Origin of the sequence: Bradyrhizobium sp. AUGA SZCCT0283, assembly GCF_018130385.1 — a bacterium.
In the GTDB taxonomy this organism is placed as follows: Bacteria; Pseudomonadota; Alphaproteobacteria; order Rhizobiales; family Xanthobacteraceae; genus Bradyrhizobium.
Genome location: NZ_JAFCLU010000001.1, coordinates 263,143 through 287,924, shown reverse-complemented (window position 1 = coordinate 287,924; position 24,782 = coordinate 263,143). Strand labels below are relative to the sequence as shown.

At 59.8% G+C, this 24,782-nt stretch carries 22 protein-coding genes and 1 pseudogene; 18 read left to right on the top strand and 5 right to left on the bottom strand.

Translation table 11 applies throughout. The features are described 5' to 3' along the window. Window positions 1–91: 91 nt before the first annotated feature. Both JQ624_RS01350 and JQ624_RS01345 read left to right on the top strand, forming a co-directional pair. Complete coding sequence (locus tag JQ624_RS01350; RefSeq protein WP_212417030.1) at window positions 92–568, top strand: hypothetical protein; 477 nt, start codon at window positions 92–94, stop codon at window positions 566–568. A gap of 628 nt (window positions 569–1,196) precedes the next feature. Continuing rightward, window positions 1,197–2,555 carry a site-specific integrase gene (locus JQ624_RS01345; protein WP_212417029.1) on the top strand — a complete coding sequence of 453 codons (1,359 nt, stop codon included), beginning with the start codon at window positions 1,197–1,199 and terminating at the stop codon, window positions 2,553–2,555. A 21-nt stretch (window positions 2,556–2,576) separates the two neighbouring features. On the opposite strand, the gene JQ624_RS01340 is transcribed toward JQ624_RS01345, so the two are convergent. Beyond that, entirely contained in the window at window positions 2,577–2,792 is a 216-nt protein-coding gene (locus JQ624_RS01340; protein WP_212417028.1) for an AlpA family transcriptional regulator, read from the bottom strand. Window positions 2,793–2,921: 129 nt separating this feature from the next. Next, a complete protein-coding gene (traA, locus tag JQ624_RS01335) occupies window positions 2,922–5,927 on the bottom strand; it encodes a Ti-type conjugative transfer relaxase TraA (RefSeq protein ID WP_212417027.1) in 3,006 nt (1,001 codons plus the stop codon). Between the two features lie 172 nt (window positions 5,928–6,099). Between traA and JQ624_RS01330 the strand changes: the two genes are divergently transcribed. From JQ624_RS01330 to JQ624_RS01320, 3 genes are read left to right on the top strand one after another with little or no spacing between them, the layout of a single operon-like run. Further along, complete coding sequence (locus JQ624_RS01330) at window positions 6,100–6,426, top strand: conjugal transfer protein TraD (RefSeq protein ID WP_212417026.1); 327 nt, start codon at window positions 6,100–6,102, stop codon at window positions 6,424–6,426. 1 nt (window position 6,427) lies between these two features. Then, window positions 6,428–6,694, top strand: a complete 267-nt coding sequence (locus tag JQ624_RS01325) for a conjugal transfer protein TraD (protein ID WP_212417025.1) — start codon at window positions 6,428–6,430, stop codon at window positions 6,692–6,694. Then, on the top strand, window positions 6,694–7,158 hold the full coding sequence (locus tag JQ624_RS01320) for a dihydroxy-acid dehydratase (RefSeq protein WP_212417438.1): 465 nt from the start codon (window positions 6,694–6,696) through the stop codon (window positions 7,156–7,158). Before JQ624_RS01325 ends, JQ624_RS01320 begins: the two co-directional genes overlap by 1 nt. Before the next feature lie 335 nt (window positions 7,159–7,493). Here JQ624_RS01320 and JQ624_RS01315 read toward each other — a convergent pair. Then, window positions 7,494–8,084: pseudogene (locus tag JQ624_RS01315) on the bottom strand (autoinducer binding domain-containing protein); the annotation flags it as partial. Window positions 8,085–8,183: 99 nt separating this feature from the next. Further along, window positions 8,184–9,014: an alpha/beta fold hydrolase gene (locus JQ624_RS01310; protein ID WP_212417023.1), complete on the bottom strand. Its 831-nt coding sequence runs from the start codon at window positions 9,012–9,014 to the stop codon at window positions 8,184–8,186. A 500-nt stretch (window positions 9,015–9,514) separates the two neighbouring features. Here JQ624_RS01310 and JQ624_RS01305 point away from each other — a divergent pair, with 500 nt between their 5' ends. The 13 genes from JQ624_RS01305 to JQ624_RS01245 all read left to right on the top strand — a co-directional run bounded on the left by JQ624_RS01305 (window position 9,515) and on the right by JQ624_RS01245 (window position 23,778). Further along, window positions 9,515–10,783, top strand: a complete 1,269-nt coding sequence (locus tag JQ624_RS01305) for an ABC transporter substrate-binding protein (RefSeq protein WP_212417022.1) — start codon at window positions 9,515–9,517, stop codon at window positions 10,781–10,783. A 69-nt stretch (window positions 10,784–10,852) separates the two neighbouring features. After that, window positions 10,853–11,722: a branched-chain amino acid ABC transporter permease gene (locus tag JQ624_RS01300; protein WP_212417021.1), complete on the top strand. Its 870-nt coding sequence runs from the start codon at window positions 10,853–10,855 to the stop codon at window positions 11,720–11,722. After that, a complete protein-coding gene (locus tag JQ624_RS01295; RefSeq protein ID WP_212417020.1) occupies window positions 11,719–14,259 on the top strand; it encodes a branched-chain amino acid ABC transporter ATP-binding protein/permease in 2,541 nt (846 codons plus the stop codon). Before JQ624_RS01300 ends, JQ624_RS01295 begins: the two co-directional genes overlap by 4 nt. Before the next feature lie 19 nt (window positions 14,260–14,278). Further along, a complete protein-coding gene (locus JQ624_RS01290; RefSeq protein ID WP_212417019.1) occupies window positions 14,279–15,343 on the top strand; it encodes a Gfo/Idh/MocA family protein in 1,065 nt (354 codons plus the stop codon). Window positions 15,344–15,357: 14 nt separating this feature from the next. Continuing rightward, the gene (locus JQ624_RS01285; protein WP_212417018.1) at window positions 15,358–16,194 is read left to right on the top strand and encodes a sugar phosphate isomerase/epimerase; all 837 of its coding nucleotides are present in this window, start codon (window positions 15,358–15,360) and stop codon (window positions 16,192–16,194) included. Further along, the gene (locus JQ624_RS01280) at window positions 16,191–17,333 is read left to right on the top strand and encodes an epoxide hydrolase family protein (RefSeq protein WP_212417017.1); all 1,143 of its coding nucleotides are present in this window, start codon (window positions 16,191–16,193) and stop codon (window positions 17,331–17,333) included. Before JQ624_RS01285 ends, JQ624_RS01280 begins: the two co-directional genes overlap by 4 nt. Continuing rightward, on the top strand, window positions 17,330–18,304 hold the full coding sequence (locus JQ624_RS01275; RefSeq protein ID WP_249129235.1) for an alpha/beta fold hydrolase: 975 nt from the start codon (window positions 17,330–17,332) through the stop codon (window positions 18,302–18,304). Before JQ624_RS01280 ends, JQ624_RS01275 begins: the two co-directional genes overlap by 4 nt. A 58-nt stretch (window positions 18,305–18,362) precedes the next feature. Next, window positions 18,363–19,208: a sugar phosphate isomerase/epimerase gene (locus tag JQ624_RS01270; protein ID WP_212417016.1), complete on the top strand. Its 846-nt coding sequence runs from the start codon at window positions 18,363–18,365 to the stop codon at window positions 19,206–19,208. Next, window positions 19,195–20,067 (top strand): shikimate dehydrogenase, encoded by an 873-nt coding sequence (locus JQ624_RS01265; RefSeq protein WP_212417015.1) that lies wholly within the window; start codon window positions 19,195–19,197, stop codon window positions 20,065–20,067. Before JQ624_RS01270 ends, JQ624_RS01265 begins: the two co-directional genes overlap by 14 nt. A gap of 243 nt (window positions 20,068–20,310) precedes the next feature. Continuing rightward, window positions 20,311–21,108 (top strand): IclR family transcriptional regulator, encoded by a 798-nt coding sequence (locus JQ624_RS01260; protein WP_212417014.1) that lies wholly within the window; start codon window positions 20,311–20,313, stop codon window positions 21,106–21,108. A gap of 68 nt (window positions 21,109–21,176) precedes the next feature. Further along, a complete protein-coding gene (locus JQ624_RS01255) occupies window positions 21,177–21,794 on the top strand; it encodes a nuclear transport factor 2 family protein (RefSeq protein WP_212417436.1) in 618 nt (205 codons plus the stop codon). An 11-nt stretch (window positions 21,795–21,805) separates the two neighbouring features. Further along, window positions 21,806–22,864 carry a maleylacetate reductase gene (locus JQ624_RS01250; protein WP_212417435.1) on the top strand — a complete coding sequence of 353 codons (1,059 nt, stop codon included), beginning with the start codon at window positions 21,806–21,808 and terminating at the stop codon, window positions 22,862–22,864. Window positions 22,865–22,908: 44 nt separating this feature from the next. Beyond that, the gene (locus JQ624_RS01245; protein ID WP_212417013.1) at window positions 22,909–23,778 is read left to right on the top strand and encodes a dioxygenase; all 870 of its coding nucleotides are present in this window, start codon (window positions 22,909–22,911) and stop codon (window positions 23,776–23,778) included. Window positions 23,779–23,906: 128 nt separating this feature from the next. On the opposite strand, the gene JQ624_RS01240 is transcribed toward JQ624_RS01245, so the two are convergent. Next, entirely contained in the window at window positions 23,907–24,758 is an 852-nt protein-coding gene (locus tag JQ624_RS01240) for an alpha/beta fold hydrolase (protein WP_212417012.1), read from the bottom strand. Window positions 24,759–24,782 lie beyond the last annotated feature (24 nt).

The following is a 24,782-nucleotide window of genomic DNA, read 5'->3' as shown; positions in this document are numbered from 1 at the left end:
GCTTGCGCTCGGTCCAACCGTCGCCTTCTGCCGGTGCGAAGGCTGGTCAAGGCACGGGCGCTGCTACATTTCCGGACTTTCAGGAGGATATATGCGTGTTTTGGTGGCCATAGTTGCGGCTGTTCTGGCTGGCGGCAGCGCAACAATCGCTGTCGCTCAGCATCAGCACCACCATGATACGTCTGCCCCAGTCGCTCCAGATTCCCGGCAATTTGTAAAGTTTCCTGCGCCGTTGGTCGAGCACACGCTGGCTAACATGCACGATCATCTCCAGACCCTTCAGGAGATACAATTCCATCTCGCCATGGGGCATACGGACGTTGCTGCTAAAATCGCGGAAACACAGCTGGGAATGTCATCGCTGGGGCTGCACGGCGCTGCGGAAGTTTCCAAATACATGCCGCAGGGGATGCAGGATGCCGGGACGGCGATGCACCGCGCGGCAAGTCGGTTTGCAATTACTGCTCAGGAAGCAGGTGTTACCGGCGATCTAAAGCCGGTGTTTGCGGGGCTTGCGGAAATAACGGCTCAATGCGTGGGTTGTCACGCCGGCTACCGGTTAAAATGACCCCCAGTGAGGAGCTAATCTCAAAATCGAATCCGTCTTCGGTTGGCGGTTCTAATGTCCGCTTGTAACGGTGCAACGCCGTGATGTCCGCGTCGCTCCGAAGAATCAGACATCGTCAGCGCGGTCAGAGTGGGATTTTGTAATCAGCGGCCATGGATCGCATGTAGACAGATCGGCGCGCATCAAGCTCAACGAAGCTGTCGCTGGCGCCGCAGCGCCTGAAGGCTTGCCACCGCGCCCGGTTGTCCTCCACGCAACAATTTTGCTGCTCGCTAGTAGGAGCGTGGGGCCCCTAACTTGGGTGGGGTAGGTTCGAATAAAATCGGGGCCCCTCTCAGTCCGTTGCGTGCTTACCAGGCTGGATCTGGACAATTGGGTGAATTACAGAAATGCCCATAAAATATGGCGCACCCGACACGATTCGAACGTGTGACCTTTGCCTTCGGAGCAATTTAGGCTGCCCTACGCAAAATTGCGATAGGGCAAGTAATGCTTCGCTATGCTACTCAAATTGTTATGGAAACTGGAATTGGCGACCGCAGCGCCTATCCTGCCGCGCGCCCCAATTTCCTTCCAACTGCTTACGTGGTGCTTACGCGGGAGACGGGCTTAAAGTCGGAGAAATTCGATGGCCAAGCTCACTAAGCGCACCGTTGACGCCGCGGAAGCGGAGGACAAAGACTACGTTATCTGGGATGATGAGCTGCCTGGATTCGGTCTGCGCGTATTCACGTCAGGCAAGCGCAGTTATCTCATTCAATATCGATCTGGCGGTCGTTCGCGCCGCTACACGATCGGGCAGCATGGCGTCTGGACGCCAGAGCTTGCGAGGAAAGAGGCGAAGGTTCAGCTGGGCCGGGTTGCGCAAGGCGACAATCCCGCCGAGGAGCGCCAGCTCAACCACAAGGCGATCACCGTCAAGGAGCTGTGCGAACTCTATCTCAACGACTTGAAGGCGGGCCTCATACTCGGAAAGGGCGGGCGCCCGAAGAAGGCGACGACAATCGTCACCGATACTGGCCGCATACACCGTCATATCCTGCCGCTCATCGGTACGCGGCGCGTAAAGGATCTCGTCAAGGCCGACGTCAACAAGGTCTTGAAGGACATCATGGCCGGCAAGACGCGCGTCAGCGTCAAGACCAAGAAGCTGCGCGGCAAAGCCATTGTGCGGGGAGGCGTCGGCACCGCCACGCGGACCGTCGGTCTACTCGGAGGCATCCTCACCCATGCCGTGGAGGCCGGCATTATCGAGACAAACCCCGCGCATGGGATTCGCAAACCGAAGGACAGGGTTCGCAACCGCCGCTTGACCGAAGCTGAGTATCGCACACTCGGAGGAATCCTGCGTAAAGCGGCTGAGGACGAGAGATACCAAATGACGACCGATATCATCCGCCAAATTGCTTTCACCGGATGCCGCCGTTCGGAAATGATCAAGCTACGGTGGATTGAGACCGATATGGAGGCGAGCTGTCTGCGTCTGGTCGATAGTAAGGAAGGGACCTCGACTCGGGCTATCGGCTTGCCTGTAATTGAATATCTAGAGAGCCGATGGTCGGTTAAAGCCGGCACTTATGTATTCCCAGGCCAGGGCGACGATAATGCGTTCGGCAGTTTCCCCAATCATTGGGAGAAAATCTTCCGCAATACGTCACTTGCCGATATCACGCCGCATGTCTTGAGGCACAGCTTCGCAAGCATCGCGAACGACCTCGGGTTCACCGAGGTCACGATCGCAGCCCTGGTAGGTCACGCGAAGGGCTCGGTCACGAGCAAGTACATTCATACGCTTGATACCGCGCTGATCATGGCTGCGGATACGATCTCGGGCTACATCCAGGGCCTGCTCGACGGGGTCGAATTCAGACAAACCGCCTACGCCCTTGACCGCGACTCTCGGAAGGCGGCGCTTGCTCGTTTCCTGCGCAAGGCCGTGGGCGAGCCCTTCGCAGATGCCGAGCAAGAGCAGCGCCTCGCAGCTTGAATCCGCGATGCGGTCCGAGGCTCACCGGGCTTCATCGAACTCGCGTTTCGGACGCCACGAGACGGGATCTGCGATCCAGCGGTTGATGTCCGATTCATGCCAGCCGGTCCCGTTGACGCTAATCTTGATCTGTGTCGGGAACGTGCCCTCGGCAATCTTGCGGTAGATGGTGGATCGGGACAGCCCGGTCCTAGCGAGGACGGTCTTCAAACGGATGATACGGTCTGGTTCGCGCATGGCCCCGCGGCCTCCTGCTGGCTGTTTCTGACGACTGCTGAGACCAGACAGGGCAGGCATTCAAGGATACGCAAGAGGATTTCCCACGTCACCGCACTGTGGCGAAGAGTCGGCAGTAAATCGGATTGGTCAAATTCCGAGGCCCCGGCCTCTGCCGATGTCGATGCCGTGGGTGAAAGCCAATTCGTGGCCGAGCCGGCGGCCTGATTCGAACGCGATGCCGAGCTCCCGTTTGCGATTGGCGAGGATGGACTCCAGTTGCGGATCGCGTTCAAGGCTTTTGGCCATGTCGCCCATCGCCGAGCGCGTGGCCTTGTAGCCGGAGATGTCGCCCGCCTGATACTGGCGCCGGCTGGTATGGTCTAGCTTCTGCCAGCGCTCCACGAAACGGTCGGCGCGGCGGCTCGGATCGATGCGAAGTGCGGTTTCGAGCTGGAGCGCGCGGATAGCACGGTTGACTCGGCCGCTCGCCGCCTCGCGGGCCAGTTCCGGGTTCTTCTTGTAGGCTGCTTCGGCGTCGTGGGAGCCATAAGGCCGCACCTCCTCGAAGGCCTGGCGGGCCTTTTGTAGTTCTTTCACCTGCTCGGGACTTGCCTCCCCGTCCATCTCCTGCGCCTCGAAGATCGCATCTACAGCGCGGGCATGGCGCACGAGCGCTCGGGTACGCACGCGACGCAATTCCTTTTCCGCCTCTTCCACTCTCCGTTCCGGTGCTTCGGTTGCGGGCCGCGCGGCTCCCGTACTGGCCCTTTCCCTTTCCGGCGTTTCGCGCTCCGGCCTCCGTCCGTCATCCGGGCCGGGCGCATCTCCAGGAGAGCGAAGGCCGTCGAACATGTCGCGCAGCTTTTCCGGCACCTTGCGCACGATCTCGGCCACGCGCTCGCGGAAGGTGATCCCACGCCGCTCCGCATAGCTCTGCGCCGGATCGGCGCGTTCGTAGTCCAATGCCATGTCCTTGGCGCGATCGCGCGACAGGGTTCGGACAAGCCGGTCCTCATTGGCAAAATCGTCGCGGCCATAGTGCAGCTCCACGCCGTCACGGTGCCGCGACAGGGCGACATAGCTTCCATGGGCCTCCATCCCAGGCGTCGCCAGCACATGGGCGCGGTCGACAGTCATGCCCTGCGCCTTGTGGATGGTGGCAGCATAGCCATGGTCGATCCGGTTATAATTCTTGATGTCGAATCGCACGGATCGGCCGTCGTCGGTCTGTACGGTCATGGATTGCGCGCTGACCTGCTCGATGGTCCCGAGCGTGCCGTTCTTCACGCCAAGGCCGCGCTCATTCTGCAGGAACATGACTCGGTCCCCGCTGGCAAAATTTCTCGCGCCACGTTCGACGGTCAGGTGGACGTCATCGCCCAGATCGCCGGCGGCCCGCATCCGCTCGCGCGCTGCCTCGTTCAGTGCGCGGACCTCGTCGTTGGTATGAGTGAGGATGATCCGCCTCTTGTCAGGCGACGCCTGCCGGTCGCGGTCCCAGCGCTCGATCAGATCGCCGCGCGCCTGCTCGCGGGTCTGGGATTCGTGCACCATGCCGTGGGAGCCGTAGGCGTCAAGCGCAATACCGGTTCTGCCAGTGGCCAGATCACGCGTGGCGTCCTGCTGCCAATCGTCAAGCTGACGGCGCACCTCTCCGATTTCCGCCCCGCCGTGTCGCTCGTGGATCGAGCGGAAGGCCGCACCCGCCTCGATCGCCTGCAGTTGTTGCGGATCGCCAACCAGCACCACCTTGGCTCCGGCCTCGGCAGCATGGGACAGCACGCGCTCTAGCTGGCGCGTGCCGACCATGCCCGCCTCATCGATGACAAGGACATCGCCGGTTGTGAGCAGATCGCGGCCCTGTCCCCAGCCATGTTCCATGCTGGCAATGGTGCGGGACGATATGCCCGATCCGCTTTCGAGATTTTCCGCGGTGATGCCGGACAGCGCCACGCCGCGGACCTCGTAGCCGGCGGTTTCCCAGGCTTCCCGCGCCAGGCCCAGCATGGCGCTTTTGCCCGTTCCGGCATGGCCAACCACGATCCCAAGATCGCGCCCATCGGTGATATGCGCCAGCGCGCTTTCCTGCTCGCGGGAAAGCACAAGCCCGCGCGTTTCCGCTCTCGCCAGCGCCGCGCGCCTGTCAGCGTCATTTACCTCATGCCGTTCCCGTTCCGCCATCAGTTCGGCGGCATGGTGCAGGCGCTGTTCGGCCTCGATCATCTCGCGGGTGGTGAAGCGGTCCTCGCCGCGAGTGTCCTTGCCGAGTTCGACCAGATCGGGCGCGCCGCGCATCGCGCCCATGACCTCGTTGAACTGGTCGAGACCATCGCTGTGCCGATGCGCGAACTTCGCCAGGTCGCGGTTCGTGAAGGTCGATTGCTGCTGGGTGATCGCGTCCAGTGCGGTGGAAGGACTCGCAATGATCCGTTCACCATTGCCGCGCGCGATCTCGCGGTGCATCTCGGCGCGATCGGCCTGAGTGCCTTCGCCGTCTATGCGCCGATCCTCAATACGCTTGGCGGGCGCACCGATCTGGCTTTGCGGCTCCAGCGCGAGGCCCTGCGCTTCCAGACTGCGATGGTCAATGCGCGCGTCGATGTCGAGTTCGGCCAGGCGATCGTTGGAAACCTCGGCCCAGCGTTCGCGCCAGCGCTCGACCATCTCCGTGCGGTTCCAATCCCGCACCTTTCGGCCAAAGCCGTTCTCGTCCACCGCGCGCATGGTGAGCATGACATGGGCATGCGGTTTAGGCATGCCGTCCTCGGCCGTGTCCCAGTGCACATTGAGATCGGCGATCATGCCCCGGTTAACGAACTCGCTTCGAACGAAGTCGCGGGCAAGCTCAATCCCCTGAGGCTGCGTCATCTCGCGTGGAATGGCGAATTCCACCTCGCGGGCAAGCTGCGCGTCCTTGCGGATTTCGAACGCCTCGGCGTCGTTCCACAGCCGCTCGCGGTCGTTCCAGGCCTCTGGGGCGTTCTCCGGCAGCAGCACCTCGGAATGGACCACGCCGCGCTTGCCGGAAAAATCGTGGCTGCGGTCCAGCCGCTCGTCGCGCAGCCGCGAGCCCGAGCGGTAGGCGGCTGACGCCACTGCGCTTGAGCCAGATTTGCGGCCAATGACCTTGACGTGAAGATGATAGATCGCCATCGCGACCGGATCACTGACACGATCAGGCGCACGTCGGAACGACGTATAAGCGCGCCCTCCCTCGAAAAATTCTCGGGCGGGACTACCCCGTCCCAGGCTGTCCCGGCAGCCTTACAGCATTCCGCTGGCTGCTCAACTATAACAGCTCCATCGACAGCTCACGGAGGACATGATGCGCAAGCCACGGGACTTTGACGCGGAGTTGAAGGCGCTCGAAGACAAGGCGCGTGGGTTGAAAACCCGCAAGGTGCGGCAGCTCGGCGAACTGGTTATCGCCACCGGGGCTGACACACTCACCGCCAATGAATTGGCGGGTGCGCTAATCGTGCTGGCCGAGACGAAGGAAGCCGGAAAGAGGGAGGCATGGGCCAAGCGCGGGGCCGCGTTCTTTCAAGGCCGGCCGCGGCGATCTGCTCCGGCACCTGACCGCGACGCTGGCGGCGCTCCGGCGCAACCGGGCAGTGCGCAACCGGCACCAGGCCGCAAGGGCGCGACATGACATGCGTGCTTGGCAGGTCGAGCGCCGCAAGCGCACGCAGCATCTGATTGAACTCGGCGGCCTCGTCGTGAAAGCTGGCGTCGTGGACCTCACCGGCGACGACCGCGCCATCATCTTCGGCGCGCTGCTCTGGATGACCGAGAAGCTTCAAAGTGACCAAGGTAACCAGGCCCGCACGCTCTGGGCCCAAAGGGGAAAGCAGGCGTTCGCGGCGGCCACGGCGACACACAAGGGGACAGATCAAACTGTTCCAGCAGTTCGTCGTTGATGCACGACAATGGCATGTCAGCCAAACGACCGCGTTGCCGGGAGCGACGTTCGAGCATGCGATGGGCGCTGGAAGCGGGGCAACGGCGTTCGCGGTCCGCCAAATTGGCCCGCATCCAGAAGAATAACTTACATTGCTTCGCGCTCGAAGATAGTCATTGCCACCCCGCCAGCCAATGCGAACACATCGATCATGTCTATCCTGAGGCCGCGGCTGGCAGTGTCGTCGGCCTTGTCGAAGAAGGCGACATCATCAAGATCTGCTTTCAGGAGGGTCGCATTCACCTGGCTGTGAGCGACGAACAGCAAGGGAACTCCCGGGGGTGGCGTCCCCCGCGCGCGGCCGCGAAAGGTGGTCCTCCGCGCTTCGAGCGAATGCCGCGATGGCGGAGCAGCGCGGCGACCGGGCGCCGCCAGTGCAGCATTTCCCAGCGTTCCGACCACGTATGTCGGCGCACGATCTGACGCGCTGGCCGGCTGGATCGCGGGCGTTGGTGCGCAATATCCCGTCAACGATCGCTGGTCGGTGCGCGCGGAATATCTTCATCTTGGCGGATGAATGTGATCGGACCTCCGTCACCGCCTAACCCGGTGCTCGGTCAGACCAATCCTACATTTCCTCTTATATGGCGACGCAAACCCTGGTCGAAGTCCTGAGGAAATGCGGCGACGATTCACGCGGGAGAATGTCATGCGCCAGGCCGCAAACCTCCGGGATTTCGATGTGGACGTTCTTCTGCCTGGCTGTCGAGGTAAGATGCCACTGTGTGCCGCGAGATGCCGAGAATTCGTCCGGTCTCCCAAGCACTCTTTCCCTGTGACGCCCATTCGAGACACTCAAGTTCGCGTGGCGACAGAGGCGTCGCTGCAACATTCGTTGCGCTATTCAGTTGTCGTCGGACATGAGCATGAAAGTACAGCGCCATGAGTTGGAGCACACGTGCTTGTGCCGTGACGCTGTTCTCGAAAGGAGAACTGCGATGATCAGAGGCAAAAGTGAGGGCAGCCACAGGGCCGCGACCGTCGTGAATAGGAATAGCGAATCCGAATTTTATCCCGAATTGCGCGGCCTCATCAAACAGCCGCTGCTCTGCGATTGAGGAGGATCTCGATCGCAAATCAACTCCCCAGCGGAAAGGCTCGACAGTCTGAAGCGCCGCTATGATGACAGGATCGATGGACTGATAGTTGCTGCGTAGATAGTGGGATGTCCAACTAGACGGATATGTGGAGATAGGGCGAGGTTCTCCCTGTGGTCTATGCGGTAGCGCGAGATATGCAAAGCAAGACAGATCCAAAGCTGTCGCCGTGACTGCAAGTACTTCTGAAAAATCCGCCGTGTCCTTGGCACTCGACAGAAGATCAATAAATCTCTGAAAGACGCGGTGCATCTGGGTGGCCACATCCCAAGTATTGTCACTCTACCAAAGAGACCGGGATCGTTGGATATCCCGGTCAAGTTTGGGAGGGATCGCAGACCTAGACACACCCTACGAAAGATTCACAAGTTCGCGGGCAAGCTCAAGTGGCATGTCCACCATGAGGTCATGACCGCACGGCATTTTGGTAACGCGCCAACCTGGTAGCCCGGTTACCTTCGCGGCGTAGTAGCGGAACGGGCTTGGGTCCCAGCCTTCGGCCAAGATGAACACGCGCTCCTTGATTGATGAAGCGGCTCCGGTGAGCAGGACCGGTGTCTCGAAAGTTGCCAGCGCCTGAGAAACGCAGCGCCGATCAACCCACGCACGCTTATCTGCGACGACTTTGAAACCTTCGGCCGGCTGAGGAGCCATTAGACCACTATTGCTCTTGATGGCGCTTCCGCGAAATCCCCCGATAAAGGCCTTGGAGTTCTCGGGTGATAAGGCGAGTTCGAGGCATTTGTTTAGCGATTGCTCATGCTCGGGAACAAAAGCGTCCAAATATACCATCGTTCGAATGCGCGAGCTCATCCGGTCGGCCACGCCCGTTATCACCATGCCGCCATAAGAGTGGCCGCAAAGGACAACATTGGAGAGTTCTTCCGCCTCGATGACCCCGCAGACATCCCTGATGTGGGTCTCAAGCGTGATGTTTTGACCGTTTAGATGAGAGCGCTCCCCCAAACCCGTAAGTGTCGGAGTAAATACCGTGTGTCCCTTGGCGCGGAGTTCGGCGGCGACGTCCCGATAGCACCAACCTCCATGCCAGGCCCCGTGCACAAGCACGAAAGTCAATGGCAGTCTGGCTTCGGCACTTGTAGCACCCTCCGAACTCACGAGCACAGAACCCGCAGCGGCGATTCCTGTCACGGCGTTTCCGATAAACTGTCTGCGATGCATGAACTTCATCCTCCGGACTAAACGTGTTGCTCACAGATAGGAACATCTTCGCACATATGTACGATTGTCAAGCAGGCTTGGTTTGGTATCCCTTCCGAATTTTGAGAAAGCAGATCTGTGGCGACGGATGTTTGCTCACGGAGCGAACCTTGCCCATTGCACGCTCCGGTCTCCGCCACACGAGGTAGGGAAGTCCGATCTCGCGCTGCGCTAACAGCAACATTCCAGCTTTGAAAGTCGCAAACGGAGAGCTTCCTGCAGATCAATCGGTCCGCAAGCGAAGAAAATAAAGTTTCCAATTGAAATATAGACCAAGAGGTCGTTAAATGCAATCCCAAGCAGCGTCCTTCTCGCAAGCCGCTTCGATTGAGTTGACATCTAATCTTATCGAACATATACACGAACGTGTTCATAGACAAGAACTAAGCCGGCCGCCCGTGGGCGGCAACTATCTGAAGAGCTCTTGAGAGCCGCAAGCCGAAACATTGAGGGAGGAAGGTATGTCATCCAATTCATCGCGCCATGCGATCAAGATTAGTCGCCGTGCATTGATCGGTGGTGCGGGCGGCGTCGTTTTGGCGAGCGCAACTGCTTCGGAGTTCGGCATGCCGTATATCCGGAGCGCTGCCGCCTCAGATCCGATCAAGATTGGAATGATCTACGCCAAGACAGGAGCCGTGGCGGATCAAGCGGAGTATATGGCGCAAGGCAGTTTGCTGGCGCTCGAAGCCCGCAAAAATTCTCTTCTGGGTCGCCAAGCGGAAGTCATTTGGCTCGATGAGCCGACTTCACAGGCCGCACAGCAAAATGCGGAGCGCTTGATCGGCGAACACAAAGTCGTCGGCATTGTTGGTGGCTCGCTGAGCCCAAGCGCGCTGGCAATCTCGGCGGTGGTGAAGAAGGCCAAGCTCCCATTCGTCGCTCCCAATGCCGGGGCGATCGATCTCACTGGTCGGCTTTGCAACAAGTATACCTTCCGTCTTCAGCCGCCCGCGGATGTTCACACTCGTGTTCTTGCGCCGTATTGCGCAGGTCTCGGCAAGAAATGGTATCTCATCACTGCGGCTTTTGCCTTCGGGCAGGATATCAAACGCTCATTCACCGAATTCGCTGCGGCCAACGGAATCACAATCGTCGGTGCCGATGAAGTGCCGGTCAACACCGCTGACTACAGTTCCTTCATTCTCAAGATTCGCGCCGCCAAGCCAGACGTAGTTGTGGGCGGGGTACCGGGCAGCGATATTTCCACGTTTTTGAAACAGTGGAACGAATTGGGCATGAAGGGCAAGATTCCGTTCGCAGAAATCGCCGTCGGCGCCACTGATCTCTGGGGCGTAGGCCCGGAAGCCGCCGACGGTCTGTTCACGCTCAACTGGTACCACAAGAATCCTAACAACCCGCCGGAAGAACAAGCAATGGCGGCGAGCTATGAGCAGAAATACAAACGCCCGGCAGCCGACAAAGCCTGGATGGGGTGGATGGCGATGAACGCAATGCTCGATTCGATCGAAGCGGCGAAAACGACGGAGCCCGGAGCGATCGTCAACGCGCTCGAAAATTGGAGCGTTCAGCGCGGTGGCGTCAAGGCAGGTTATCGCGCGTTCGATCACCAGATGGTCAACCGTCTGCTCGTAGTTGGTATCAAGCCCAAAATCACCGACAAATGGGATTATTTCGACATCCTAGCTGAAACGCCTTCGACTGACCGCGAGATCGAAACGGTCTTCGGTAGCCAAGCCCAAAGCGCGTGCAAGATGGACAAGCTCTGAGAGCCGGTCACGGATAAGCGGTGCCGCAGTTCCCGAGGGAAAACGCGGCCCGCCCGATGGGAGTGCTTCATGTTCGACATGATCGTATCCCAGGCCGTGAACGGTCTGGTTCTGGGCTTTCTCTACGTTCTGATTGCCGTAGGCTTGTCGGTCATTTTCGGAATGCTCGGCATCGTCAATTTTGCGCATGGTGCGTTCTTCGCCATCGGTGCGTATCTCGCATTGACGTTGAGTCGAGAGTTCGGCTGGGCGGCAGCGCTGGTTGCGCCGACTATCACCGGCCTCATCGGTGTAATTGTAGAGGTGGCACTGATACGACGGCTCTACGGAAAGGAACCGCTACTCGGCCTGATTCTCACGTTTGCGCTGGCCCTGTTCGCCGAGGCAATCCTTCGTCTCGTGTTCGGCGCCGCACCGCTTCCCTTCAGCCCGCCGAAATTCCTGTCAGGGTTCGTGGAATATGGCCCGATCCTGATCACGAAGTACCGCATCGCCGTGCTGGTCGTTACGGTCTTCGCGCTCATCGCCTTCTGGAGTTTTCTCAGGTACACGCCGTTCGGGCGGATCATTCGGGCTGGATCGCGCGACGCAGAGATGGTGGGCCTTCTCGGCATCAACCTTCCGATCGCCCTGAGCAGTGTTTTCGGTATTGGCTGCCTGCTCGCCGGTCTCGCCGGCATGCTCGCGGGTCCGCTCTGGACGGTCAATCCTTCGATGGCTGCGGGCGCGATCATGCCCGCTTTCGTGATCGTCACCATCGGCGGTCTTGGTTCCTATGCCGGTGCGATCATTGCCGGCGTCCTTGTCGGCGTCGTGACGTCGATGACCATTCAGTTTCATCCCGATTGGTCCAGTGCCGCAATGTACATCCTCATGGCAATCATTCTCCTGGTGCGTCCGCGCGGCCTCTTCGGCGAGAAGTGGGAGAGGTTCGAATGAAAGTCCGATCGATCCTGCGACATCCCGTTCTTTGGGTCGCCGCCGTCCTCTCCGCATTGACCGCTCTCTGGCTCGCGCTCGGCGCACCGGTTTCACTTGTCACGCAGATTGCGATCTATACGCTTTATGGTGCCGGGGTGAATCTGCTTGTCGGCTACACGGGCCTGGTTCCGTTCGGTGCATCCGTCTTTTTCGGCTGCGCGAGCTACGCGGCGGCATTCTTCCTGCTTGGTGGGGTTGGCAACGAGTTTGCCGCGCTGGCTCTATCGATTCTGTTCTCGATCCTGCTCGGACTAGCCATCGGTGCGGTCATTCTGCGCCGCAAGGGCTTGTATTTCTCGCTGTTGACGCTCGCCGTCTCGCAGATCGCCTTTGAGGTCGCGTTCAAATGGACTTCGGTCACGGGCGGCGAGAACGGCATTCAGGGACTGGCGCGCCCCAGCTTTACCAGGGACACGTCGTTCCACATCTTCGTGGTCGTCACGGTGATTCTTGCCATGTGGCTCATGTGGCGCCTGGCGCACTCGCCCTTCGGACGCGCGCTTCAGGCCGTGCGCGACAACGAACAGCGTGCAAGCAGTCTCGGCTACAATGTCTACCTCATCCGTCTCGGTGGTTTCACGCTCATGGCGGCAGTCGTAGGTTATTCCGGCGCTCTACTGACCCTGATGCTCCAGGGCGTCTATGCCGACAATCTGAGCTGGCAGCATGCCGGTGACAGCCTGTTGATGACGGTCCTCGGCGGCGTCCACCATTTCCTCGGTCCGCTCTGGGGGGCCATCGCCTTCATTGTTCTGGAGAACCGCCTGTCGGCGCTCACGGAAAGCTGGTGGCTGATCTTCGCGCCCGTGCTGATTCTCTTCGCATTGATGTCGCCCGAAGGAATGCAGGGGTTGGCACAGCGAGCGATGCGTCGCCAACGCTGGACGTTGACCAACAACACGATTCCGCCCCGGCCTCACGCAATCAAACCTTATGAAAGCGCGGCCTTGGCAATCGATCCGACCAGGCCGATCCTCGAAACGCGAAAGCTTTCCAAGAATTTCGGTAGCCTCGTCACGGCGAAGGAGATTGATCTCCAGATTCGCCCCTTTGTGCTCCACAGCATCATCGGCCCGAATGGGGCCGGTAAGACAACGCTGTACAACATGCTCACCGGCGTCTTGCCGGTGAGTGGGGGGCAGATATCGTTCGAAGACGCGGACATCACGCACTTGCCGATCCATGCACGTGCGCGTCTTGGCATCAGCCGTTCGTTTCAGATCCTGTCAATCTTTCCCAACCTGACCGTATTCGAAAACGTGCGGGTTGCAGTGCAGGCTCAGCGCCACGGCTTAGGCGGGCTTTTCTTCGACGCTCATGACCTGACGAGCATAAACGATAGAGCCTGGTCGATTCTCGATGCGGTCGGTCTAGCCGACCGGGCGGCCGACCCTTGCGTCAATCTCCCTCACGGAGCCAAGCGCCTGCTGGAAATTGCTGTCACACTCGCGATCGACTCCAAACTGCTACTGCTTGACGAGCCACTTGCCGGTCTAGCAGAGGCAGATCGTGTCGTGGTAGCCGATCTGATCAAACGGCTTGCTGAAAAGCACGCTGTGCTGCTGATCGAACACGACATCGACCGGGTTCTGGCCATCTCGGATCGTATATCTGTTCTGCATCAGGGACGGATTATCGCCGATGGCAAGCCCGCGCAGGTGGCTGCAAATCCGGAGGTGATTGCGGCTTATCTGGGCGCCAGCAAGGGAAGCGAGCGGCAGACAACTCCAGCGGTGGAGCGGCTCGTCCATGCCTCAGGCCGTCTGCTGCTGGACGCGAAGGCCATAGCGGCGGGTTATTCCGGCAGTACGGTGCTCTCTGGAGTGAATCTAACGGTTCATGAAGGTGAGGCGGTCGCGCTTCTCGGCCGCAACGGTGTCGGCAAGACGACGTTGCTCAGAGCGCTTACTGGAAGCTTACCGTTGAGCGCAGGTGCAATCACATTCAATGGTGCCACACTTAACGGACTCAAGCCGTATCAAATCAACAGACTCGGTATTTCATTGGTTCCGGAAGGCCGCCGCCTGTTCCCAAATCTCACCGTTATGGAAAACCTTCAACTCGCAGCGCGGCCGGGTGGTATCAGCATCGCTGAAGTGTTCGAACTGTTTCCCCGTCTTCAAACCCGTCAAAAAGCGAAGGCGGAAAACCTATCGGGCGGCGAGCGCCAGATGGTTGCTATCGCTCGCGCCCTTGTCGTGCCCAGCAAGCTGATCCTGCTCGACGAACCGTTCGAAGGCCTTGCCCCGGCGGTCGTCAACGAGGTGATGGAGGCGCTCGTCAAGTTGCGCGGAAAGGTCGCGATGATCGTGGTGGAACACCACGCCGAGACCGTACTGACCATCGTCGACAAGGCCTACGTGCTCGTCAACGGCGCAGTCGCGTTCGAGGGTAAGGCCGCCGAGTTGGCGAAGGACCATGCACTTCAGGCCAGGCTCCTTGGCGTGGTTCAAGACGAAGAGCCAGCCTCGTTCGCGCGAGAAGCAATCGCGTAAGCAAGAAGGAAGAGCTAGAGTGGCTTCAGTACGTATCGGCATCATCGGCCTCGGCACGATTGGCAAAGCTCACTGGAAGGTCATCCGGGAGTCGGCTCAGACAACGCTGATCGCGGTCGCCGATCCGACGCCTTCGGCCTTGGATTTCGCTCGCGCCGAGAGCATCCCGGCCTACGCCGACTACCGCGAAATGTTGGAAAACGAGACACTCGACGGAGTAGTCGTCGCGGTGCCGAATGCGGAGCACGTACCGGTCGCGCTCGCCTGCATCGAACGAGGCATCGCAGTATTGGTCGAAAAACCGGTGGCCGATCGGGTCGAGACCGCGCACGCCATGTGCAAAGAGGCGGAGGGGCGGGATGTGCCGGTGTTGGTCGGCCATCATCGTCGCCACAACACGGCGGTTCAACGGGTGCGTCAGGCCATACGTGACGGGCTCATCGGGCGGCCGGTAACAGCCACGGTCATGTATAACCAACTGAAGCCGGCGAGCTATTTTGATCTCGATTGGCGGCGGCAGGTCGGCGGCGGACCGGTCCTGATCAATCTCATTCATGAGATCGATCTGATCCGCTTCATGTTCGGTGAGATCCACTCGCTCCAGGCCCTCAGCTCCAATGCAGTGCGAGGATTCGCAGTCGAGGACACTGCTGCGGTGCTGTTGCGTTTCCAAAGCGGAGCTATCGGGACGATCAGTGTTTCAGACACCGCTGTCTCGCCCTTCTCATGGGATCTTGCCTCGGGCGAATTCGACCTGATGCTAGGAACGTCCGATCGTATGAAGCGGCAGAAGGTCAGCACACATGTTTTCGCAGGAACAGAGGGCTCTGTGACGCTGCCGACGTTGGATTACTACAACTATCGCGATGTTGCCGAGCCAGGTTGGCGCAGCGATCTCAACGCGGAAGTCTTAACGGTCGAAAGCGCGGACACTTACTTGCGCCAGATCGAGCATTTCGCTCGCGTCATTCGCCGCGAAGAGGCGCCACTCGTGTCAGGCCTGGACGGAACACGTACGCTCCAAGCGACTCTCGCTGTCAAGGAAGCGGCAGCCACCGGTCAAACGATCATACTGAGCGAATAACCAATTGGGCCGCCTTGGCCGCGATCGATGAGGACAAGCTCTTGCCGTTGCTTTCTTTAGCCCACTTCACCGTCATTGACGCAGATCCGATTACGCTGATCGAAGCCGCGGAGGCCGGAGGATATGATGCAATCGGGTTGCGTATCGTGGCGCCGTTTCCAACGGATCACGTCGTTCCAGTCATCGGCGATCGGAGCATGATACGCAGCATCAAGAGCCGGCTCGCCGACACGGGTCTCGAAGTTTTCGATGTCGAGGCGATCTGGCTTTCGGCCGAAAGCGATGTCGCGGCGCTTGAGCCCGCTCTCGACGTCGCCGTCGAGCTAGGGGCCAGACACGTGATCGTCGCGGGCAACGATCCCGATCGCGGTCGCCTCGCAGAAAACCTTTCCCGTCTCTGTGCCGCGGCCAATCTCAGAGGAGTACGGGTGATGTTGGAATTCCTTCCGTATTCCCAGATTCGCTCTCTGGCAGAAGCTGTGGCAATGCTGGGCGACGTCGGTCCCGCGAATGCCGGTGTGCTGGTCGATGCCCTGCATCTGAGCCGTTCGGACGGGAGCCCGGCGGACCTAGCGCAATATGATCCGGCGCTGTTCTCCTATATGCACTTGTGTGATGCGCCGGCTATCCCACCGGCGCCCGAAGGTGTGCGGTCGGAATCACGAGGAGGACGGCTTTATCCGGGCGAAGGTGGGCTTTGGCTCGCTGATTTCATTAGAGCATTTCCCCGCGACACACCGATCGCTATCGAAGCCCCAAGCGAACACCGGGGTGGATTGCCACCAGCGGCACGTGCAACCTTGGCCGCGGAAAGGACAAAGCGGTTGCTGAACAAGTTGAGCGCGAAATGACCGCTATCTTCAGCCTTTCAGATACCAGCGAGCAAATCGCCGTTCTGCGGGCTCGACTCTTGGCAACGCGCTGGCCCTCTTACGATTCGCGTGATGATCGATCGTTGGGCACCAGCAGTGATGATGCCAAGCGCCTGGTGGACTATTGGGCCACTCAGTTTGACTTCGAATCTCTGCGGCAACGCGTTTCTGCGCTGCCACATGAGTACGTCACCATTGATGATGTGACGGTTCATCTTCTCCATGTCCGAAGTCCGCATGCACACGCGGTGCCCGTGATCATAACGCACGGCTGGCCCAGCAGCTTCCTGGAGATCGTTCCGCTGATCGAGCGGATGACTCAGCCGGAACGGTTCGGCGGGCGTGCCGAAGATGCCTGCCATCTGGTTATCCCGTCGCTGCCAGGATTCGGGTTTTCCTCTCCAGCACGAACGCTTGAAGCCTATACTGGCGCTGCTATCGCCGACCTGTGGGCGCGCGCGATGACGTCGCTTGGATACGAGCGATTTTTTGCCAGCGGCGGTGATATCGGCGCGCGGGTGACGTCGTGGCTGGGTGTGCGACATCCGCAGCGAGTGAGGGGCATTCATGTCAGTTCGAATGCGCTCCGGTTGGTGCTGCCGGGCGAGGCGATACCGACAGAGGATGAGCAGGCCTATCTTGCCCAGCGCAATCAATGGGCTGCCGCGGAGGGCGGCTATATGCACGTTCAACAGACCAAACCGCTCAGTCTCGCTTATGGCCTGAGCGATTCTCCCGCAGGACTAGCCGCTTGGCTGGCGGAGAAATGGTCTTCCTGGAGTGATGGGCTAAATTGCGCGAGCACCGAGGTCATGGACATCATCCTCAGCCATGCCACGCTATATTGGATCTCAAATACGATCGCTACATCGTTCCTGCCATATTTTGTCTACGATTGGCCGCCCGGCGCACGAGTGGATGGCACACAAGTCAAGGTGCCGGTCGGGTTCTACCTGTCGGCCGCGGAGATCGGCGGCATACCGCCTGAATCCTTTGCCCGCCGGCAGTTCGAGATCGCGCGCTGGAGCGTCTTACCGCGCGGGGGACACTTCATGGCTACCGAGGAGCCCGAATTGCTAGCGGAGGATTTGCTGACCTTCATCCGCGCCCTCCGATGATTTATCGCGCGGAAGAAGTTGAATCGATCGGCATTCCGACATTTGTGAAAGATATCTACATGAGCCAAGCCTTGCACCTGTTCGAAGGATTTTCAGCGCTGGAGCATCCGACCTCTCGCGTGCGCTTCGCAGGCGTAATAGGCGGAGAGGGGCCGCCGGTTCTCTTGTTGCATGGCTATCCGCAATGTCACGCCACGTGGCACGACGTCGCGCCAGCGTTAGCGGAGCGCTACACCGTTATTGCACCCGATCTGCCGGGCTACGGGAAGAGCCGCGTTCTAGACGCCGGGCCTTGGCATAAGCGAGCAGTCGGCACGGAACTCGTCGCAATGATGCGCGCGCTCGGGCACGATCGCTTTGCCGTCGTAGGACATGATCGGGGAGCGCGCGTCGGTTATAGGCTCGCGCTCGACCATCCGGACAGTGTGAGCGCTTATTGTTCGCTCGCCGTGGTGCCGACACTTGATGTTTGGCCCGCCGTCGACCGGCAATTTGCCAAGGGAGCATTTCACTGGTTTCTTTTCGTCCAGCCAGGCGATTTGCCGGAGCGCATGCTGGCGGCGGATCCCGATGCCTTTCTTGATGCCACGCTGAACCAGATGGCTGGTGGGATCGAGAAGCTACACCCCGCCGCCGTGGCCGCTTATCGCGAAGCGTTTCGTGAGACCTCGGTGCGCCAAGCGATGATCGAAGATTATCGGGCCGCTTATGACGTCGATGCCGATCATGATGCGGCTGACCGGGCATCGGGACATAGGATTACTTGCCCCGTAATGGTGCTCTGGGCCGATGAACGGCTTGTTGCCAGCGGGATGGAAACTGGCGCGTTGACGGCGTCCGATGTCTGGCGCCGTTGGGCGGACGACGTCCGAGGATTCGACATAGCTTGCGGTCATCTTTTGCCGGAACAGGCTGCCGAAGCGGTAATCGAGAAGGTCGTCCCGTTCCTTGATGCCTCGTTGCTAAGCTAAACAAAGGATTGAGCTGAGCAGGGACCAGAGAGCCTAAAGTCGTTGCTCTGCGGTAATCTTGCTTCTCGTCAAATTCAAGGATCATCTTGTGGAAACTCTCTCCCTTGGCGCAAGCACATGGACCTATCTCCAGACATGTGGCTTGGAAACGGCTCTTCAGCGTCTGAAAAGCGCGGGCTACAGTCGCTTCGACGTGCTGACGATTCCACCGCATTTGTGGCCTTATGACATCGACAAAACTCAACGTCGCGCGCTTCGTAACCTGCTCGCCGGCGAAGGCTTGAGCTTCGATTCGCTGAATTTGCCGAGTACCGATCAAAATCTATGCAGCGTTACGCTGCAGATGCGCGAATACTCGGTGCAGCAATTTCTTGACATAATTGACCTCTGCGAAGAGGTCTGCGTTCCGATGATCGTCGTTGTTCCCGGAAGACGAGCCAACTTTGTCCCGCCGCCGCTGGAAGCGGCGCATGGTTGGTTGAAGGCCGGCCTCGAAACCCTTGTTCCCCACGCGGAGCGGGCGGGTGTGCGTTTGATCCTGGAAAATCACCATATGAGTCCGATGCCAACCGTGCAGCAAATGGTGACGTTTCTCGATGAGTTCGGCAGCGATCAGCTCGGGATTGCGTACGACGTAGCGAACGGAGAATTCGTTGGCGAAGACCAGACTCAAGCCATCCGCACAGCCGGCCGCTGGCTACGCCAAGTCCATATTTCGGATGCGAGCCGCAGCAAGTGGGACCACGCTCCAATTGGACGGTCCGCCGTCGATTTTGCCGCGGTCGCGCAGGCTCTGCGGGAGATCGGCTTTTCAGGGACAAGCATCGTAGAACTAATCTCTGAAACACCGGACGCCGATATGGCCGACGCTCGGCAAGAGTTACACCGCCATGGCTGGCGCTGAGCCTTTAGTCGATGCCGCGGCATCGGGAGCGATTGGCCTGGATGACGGCTTTCCCAACGGACAGTTGCGCATCTACGGACTCATTGGTGATCCGGTGTCGCAGGTGCGCGCACCGTCTCCAATGACTCAGCGCCTGCGTCAGGCCGGCCTCAACGCGGCCCTTGTGCCGCTGCATGTGCCGGCCGTCGTCTTGCCGGTAGCATTTGGCGGCCTGAAGCTGATCAGAAATCTCGATGGTTTGGTCATCACCGTGCCGCATAAGATTCCGATGGCCGAACTGGTTGATCGCTCCTCCGAGCGCGCGCGTCTGGTCAGTGCGATTAACGTGGCTCGTCGCGAAGCGGATGGATCCTGGAGCGGTGATATTCTCGACGGCGTCGGCTTTGTGCGTGGCTTGATGGATCGCGGGTTCGATCCGAAGGGGCAGAGCGCCTTCGTTGTTGGTGCGGGTGGCGCTGGTTCTGCTGTCGCCGTGGAACTGGTTTTGGCCGGAGCTTCGGTGCGCGTCTTCGATGTCTCTGCCACTCGCGCCCACGCGCTCGCGCAGCGCTTGCAGCAGGCCAACTATGCGATCGAGTCGGCTGAAACGGCCGACCCCAGCGGAGCAGCCCTGGTCGTGAACGCGACTCCACTCGGCATGCGTCAGGATGATCCTCTTCCGCTGGACCCAACGCTATTGTCGCCGGAGATGATGGTGGCCGAAGTGGTCATGAAGCCGCCGGTCACTCCATTTCTGCAACAGGCCAAGGCGCGCGGCTGCCGGATCCAACTTGGTGAGGCAGTCATGCTTTATCAGCTCGACGCTCAAGTTGCGTTCTTTCGGGAAGGCTTGCTCAGGAAAGCATCCGCGGCTCATTGAGCTGGCACGAGAGCGCGTTGCATCATAAGGGCATGACCGTGCCGCAACATTATTGATATTTGCGGGACTGAGCCCAAATCCCGCGTTTTTGGTTCGCAAGCACGCCCAGCATTGCCGGCGCGCGTTCTTGAGATGATGCACCCGTGACGGCGGCGCCCCGCTGCTCAGCACAAAGAAGCGTCGCGTTGACATGCTCCCCAGAATGACAGATTAGTTCATATACATGAACGGAGACGTCATTTTATGAGTGACACAAGCTTGGCGGCGGTAAAATCTGCCGATCGCGTGCTCGACCTTTTCGAGTTGTTGGCGCATGCGGGGCGCGAGATGTCGCATAGCGAAATCGCGGACACGTTGCAGATTCCCAAGAGTAGCCTTTCTCAGTTGCTGAAAAATCTGATTGCCCGCGGCTATGTTGAGGTCACGGTTAGCGGTCGTGGATACCGTCTCGGTGAAGCATTGCTCCGTTTGGCGCAGAGCGTCGGGCGAATGCGGGACCTAGCAACTCTGTCCGAAGCATTCCTGGCGGAACTGACAAGTAAGACCGGCGAAAGTAGCGCGCTCAATCTTCTTAGAGGCGACGAAGCGGAGGTCGTGGCGACCGTTCTCGGACCGCATCGATTGGTCACTCATATGCGGTTAGGTGATCTGGCTCCGCTTTACGCGACCTCTGGCGGCAAAGCTATCCTGGCGCATATGCCAAGCGATTTTCAAAAGGAATATTTCGCTCGTGTTCAGTTCGAGCGGGCGACGCCGAAGACCATCCATTCGGTCAAGGTCTTGCGTCAGGAGATCGAAAAAATCCGTGCCAAAGGCTTCGCCTATTCCCTTGAGGAGTGGACCCCGGGCATCGTCGGCATAGGAGTTTCGGTGCTCGACCCGGCCGGAGAACCGTTGGGGGCCATCAACGTCGCAATTCCGGCATCGCGCTTTAACTCCGAAGTACAACGCAAAGCGGAGCATGCGTTGATTCAAACTCGTGATGATTTGTTACGGCAACTACTAGTAGGCCGCCCGGCGGGAGGGAAGAACACCCGCTGAGTTGACATAGACCCTTTCTGTACATATATAAGAACTTGTTCGTGTACAAGAACAAGGGGAAGATTGGTATGGATGCAGCGGCGACAACGGACGGACACGAGGCGGATCGCCGACAGATTCGGGATCTGCTCGAAAACTGGGTCGTCTGGCGCGACGCCGGTCATTGGGAGCAATTTCGTCAGGTGTGGCATCCTGACGGGCATATGATGGCGACCTGGTTTCAGGGAAGCGCCGAGGAGTTCATTCGGGTCAGTCAGGAGGGCTGGGCGCGGGGCGTGAGCATCCTTCACTTTCTCGGCGGAATCTCGATCGAGGTCGCCGGAGACCGCGCAATTTCGCAAACCAAAATGACGATCTCCCAGCGCGGCGATGTCGAAGGTGTAGCTTGCGATGTCGTTTGCACCGGCCGCTTCTATGATTTTTTGGAAAAGCGGAATGGTCGTTGGGGAATAGTGCTGCGGCAGCCGATCTATGAGAAGGATAGAATCGACCCGGTCTCTCCGGCAGCGAAGTTGGAACTCGACGCTGCCTTGTTGGCTCGCTTCCCCGAAGGCTACCGCCACCTAGCCTATATGCAGACGCGGATCGGTTACACCGTCAAACCCGATATGCCTGGTCTCAAGGGACCGGCGGTAGACCAGCTCTATAGTCGCGGCGCCGCATGGCTGAGCGGGGCGAAACTCTAACCGTGCCGCGCATGCTTCCCTTCACTTACGTCTCAAGTCCTGGCCGCGTGCTGTTCGGCTCTGGTAGAACGCGAGAACTCGCGGCGGAGTTGGAGCGGCTGGGCTGCCGCAGGGCTTTCGTAGTCTGCACCCCGGATCAAGAGGAGTTGGCGCTGCGCGTTGCGGCGGAATGCGGCGCTCGTGCGGTATTCGCGGAGGCGACGATGCACACCCCTGTCGCGGTCACCCAAGCGGCGCTTTCAGAGTTGCAGGCGGCGAAGTGTGACAGCCTCGTGGCGATCGGCGGCGGATCAACCATTGGCCTGAGCAAGGCGTTAGCGCTTCGGACCGACCTTCCGCAGGTCGCAGTGCCCACCACGTATGCGGGCTCCGAAATGACTCCTATCCTGGGAGAGACCAGCGACGGTCGAAAGACGACGCTGCGTTCGTACAAGGTTCTGCCCGAAGTGGCCATCTACGACGTTGATCTGACGCTCTCTTTGCCGCCTGGGCTCTCCGCTGTCAGCGGAGTCAACGCCATCGCCCATGCAGTGGAGGCGTTATATGCTCCCGATACCAGTCCAATCATTTCACTGATGGCGGAAGAAGGAATCGCTGCGCTTGGTCGGGCACTACCACGTATTTTGACTGCACCGAGTGAAGTCGCCGCGCGCGAGGCCGCTCAATATGGCGCCTGGCTGTCCGGCGTTTGTCTTGGTTCTGTCGCCATGGGGCTGCATCACAAGATCTGCCACGTGCTGGGCGGCACATTCGATCTACGCCACGCCGAAACGCATGCTGTCATGCTCCCTCACGTCGTTGCCTATAACAGCGTTGCCGCTCCGGCGGCGATGGCACGCGTCGCGAACGCTTTGAAGCGAACGGATGCGGCGTCCGGCTTGTTCGCTCTCAATCGGGCCTTGGCCAATCCGCTTTCCCTGGCCGAACTCGGCATGCCTCGGGAGGGTATAGCGCAAGCCGTCGAGCAGGTGATGAAAGACCAGTACTCGAACCCCCGACCGCTCGAGGCGGCTGCATTGCAATCAATGCTCGCAAGGGCATGGTCAGGTGAAGCCCCGCGCGGCGAATGAGCCCGTCCGCGCTTCTGCTTGAGCGGCAAGAACAAGAGGCAGCGATGCGAAATTTCGACGAGACGACCATAACCGATGCGGTGCTGGAACGGGTACGTAACGCGCCCGATCTTCGGCAGCGTTTCGTCAGCGAGGCAATCGTCCGCCATCTGCACGACTTCGTCCGCGAGGTCGAGCCAAGCCAAAAAGAATGGGCCGAGGCGATCGCTTTCCTGACCCGCGTCGGCCAAAAATGCACGGACACAAGGCAAGAATTCATCCTGCTTTCGGATACTCTGGGCGTGTCGATGCTGGTGGATGCGATCAACCACCGCTTTCCCGGGAATGCTACCCAAACGACAGTGCTGGGCCCTTTCCACGTCGTCGACGCACCGGAGTTCGCCCTCGGGGATGACATCTCCGGAGGCATGGCAGGCGCGCCGCTTCTGGTCGAGGGCAGCGTCAGCAGCATCGACAGACAGCCGATCGCCGGCGCGGTCGTCGAGTTTTGGCACGCCGACGCGGAGGGCTTCTATGACGTTCAAAGCGAGGCGGGGTTGACCAACCTTGCTGGACGCGGGGTTGTACGCACCGGAGCCAAGGGGGAGTTCTGGTTCCAAACCGTCATCCCTGCTGCGTATCCGATTCCCGACGACGGTCCGGTGGGGGACATGCTCAAGGCGCAAGGCCGTCACCCATATCGCCCGGCGCACGTCCATTTCATGATGTCGGCGCCGAACTGCGAAACCCTCGTAACCCATTTGTTTCTAGCTGACAGCGAATACCTCGATTCGGATGTTGTGTTCGGCGTCAAGGATGCCCTGATTTGCGAACTCGAGACGCAGCCAGCCGGGCCGACCGCGCGCGGCAACTGGATCTCCAAGGATATGGCGGCACTGCGCTACGATTTCGTGCTCGCCGATGCGGACAGGTGATTCGGCTTTCTGTGGCCTCGCGCTCCAACAAACAAATCGGAACCAGCGAACCGACATTGCCAGGCAAGACGCTTCGCACTCCCGCCAATCGCGACGGCCGCGATGCGGGAGTGCCGATCCTTACGGCTTCATTTCGCGAAGAACTCGAGGAGTGCTTTGGTCGTCTCAGCCGGCCGCTCCTCCGCCAACCAATGGCCGCACTCCCGGATGCTTCCGCCTGAGACATTGGTAGCGAATTCCTCCAGCATGGCGACGATCTTCGGTCCCCACCGGCGATCTCCTCCCAATGCGAGGACCGGCATCGTCAAGGGATCTCGCTTCCAGCCGAGAGCGTTTGCGTGGTCCTCCGGAAAAGCGCGATACCACTCGAGGCCACCGCGGGTGTTCCCGGGTTTAGCCATGGCGCGCGCATAAACTTCCACTTCCGCGACCGGTAGCGCGCCATGGTTGAAGGTGCGATCGGCGAAGAACACAGAGACGTAATCGAACTCGCGACCGTAGATGAGGCGCTCCGGCAGATCACGCTTCATATGGAACGCGAAATGCCAGACCATTGGATCGGCGAAATTAGCCTCCCACTGGCTCCACCCGGGCATCGGCGCATCGAGGATCGCAACGCGGGTCACGGCCTCGCGGTGCGTGAAGGCCAGGGCCAGGGCCACCATCGCCCCGATGTCATGCCCGCAGACGGCGTAGCGCTCGAAACCGAGTGCTCCCATTGCGCCGTGCACGTCTTTGGCCAGGCTTGCCTTGTCATAGCCGCCCTGAGTGCAGTCGGAATGACCCGCGCCGCGCAGATCGAGGGCGACCACGGTATGCCGTTCGGCAAGCACCGGCATGATCTTTCGCCACTCCCACCAAGTCTGTGGCCAGCCATGGAGGAGAACGAGCGGTGGTCCATCGCCGCCTACGACAGCATGGATATTTACATCGCCTGCGCGCAGCAATTGGTGACGGAAGTCGTCCAGCTTATAGCTCATCGTAGATCCTTTCGTTGAACTTAA

Excerpts from the sequence above, each read along its gene's own strand:
- JQ624_RS01255 (WP_212417436.1), top strand. The coding sequence starts at position 21,177 with ATGGATGCAGCGGCGACAACGGACGGACACGAGGCGGATCGCCGACAG.
- JQ624_RS01260 (WP_212417014.1), top strand. The coding sequence starts at position 20,311 with ATGAGTGACACAAGCTTGGCGGCGGTAAAATCTGCCGATCGCGTGCTC.
- JQ624_RS01350 (WP_212417030.1), top strand. The coding sequence starts at position 92 with ATGCGTGTTTTGGTGGCCATAGTTGCGGCTGTTCTGGCTGGCGGCAGC.
- JQ624_RS01305 (WP_212417022.1), top strand. The coding sequence starts at position 9,515 with ATGTCATCCAATTCATCGCGCCATGCGATCAAGATTAGTCGCCGTGCA.
- JQ624_RS01340 (WP_212417028.1), bottom strand. The coding sequence starts at position 2,792 with ATGCGCGAACCAGACCGTATCATCCGTTTGAAGACCGTCCTCGCTAGG.
- JQ624_RS01245 (WP_212417013.1), top strand. The coding sequence starts at position 22,909 with ATGCGAAATTTCGACGAGACGACCATAACCGATGCGGTGCTGGAACGG.
- JQ624_RS01320 (WP_212417438.1), top strand. The coding sequence starts at position 6,694 with ATGCACGACAATGGCATGTCAGCCAAACGACCGCGTTGCCGGGAGCGA.
- JQ624_RS01250 (WP_212417435.1), top strand. The coding sequence starts at position 21,806 with ATGCTTCCCTTCACTTACGTCTCAAGTCCTGGCCGCGTGCTGTTCGGC.
- JQ624_RS01330 (WP_212417026.1), top strand. The coding sequence starts at position 6,100 with ATGCGCAAGCCACGGGACTTTGACGCGGAGTTGAAGGCGCTCGAAGAC.
- JQ624_RS01240 (WP_212417012.1), bottom strand. The coding sequence starts at position 24,758 with ATGAGCTATAAGCTGGACGACTTCCGTCACCAATTGCTGCGCGCAGGC.
- JQ624_RS01345 (WP_212417029.1), top strand. The coding sequence starts at position 1,197 with ATGGCCAAGCTCACTAAGCGCACCGTTGACGCCGCGGAAGCGGAGGAC.
- JQ624_RS01325 (WP_212417025.1), top strand. The coding sequence starts at position 6,428 with ATGCGTGCTTGGCAGGTCGAGCGCCGCAAGCGCACGCAGCATCTGATT.
- JQ624_RS01295 (WP_212417020.1), top strand. The coding sequence starts at position 11,719 with ATGAAAGTCCGATCGATCCTGCGACATCCCGTTCTTTGGGTCGCCGCC.
- JQ624_RS01300 (WP_212417021.1), top strand. The coding sequence starts at position 10,853 with ATGTTCGACATGATCGTATCCCAGGCCGTGAACGGTCTGGTTCTGGGC.
- JQ624_RS01275 (WP_249129235.1), top strand. The coding sequence starts at position 17,330 with ATGATTTATCGCGCGGAAGAAGTTGAATCGATCGGCATTCCGACATTT.
- traA (WP_212417027.1), bottom strand. The coding sequence starts at position 5,927 with ATGGCGATCTATCATCTTCACGTCAAGGTCATTGGCCGCAAATCTGGC.
- JQ624_RS01280 (WP_212417017.1), top strand. The coding sequence starts at position 16,191 with ATGACCGCTATCTTCAGCCTTTCAGATACCAGCGAGCAAATCGCCGTT.
- JQ624_RS01265 (WP_212417015.1), top strand. The coding sequence starts at position 19,195 with ATGGCTGGCGCTGAGCCTTTAGTCGATGCCGCGGCATCGGGAGCGATT.
- JQ624_RS01310 (WP_212417023.1), bottom strand. The coding sequence starts at position 9,014 with ATGCATCGCAGACAGTTTATCGGAAACGCCGTGACAGGAATCGCCGCT.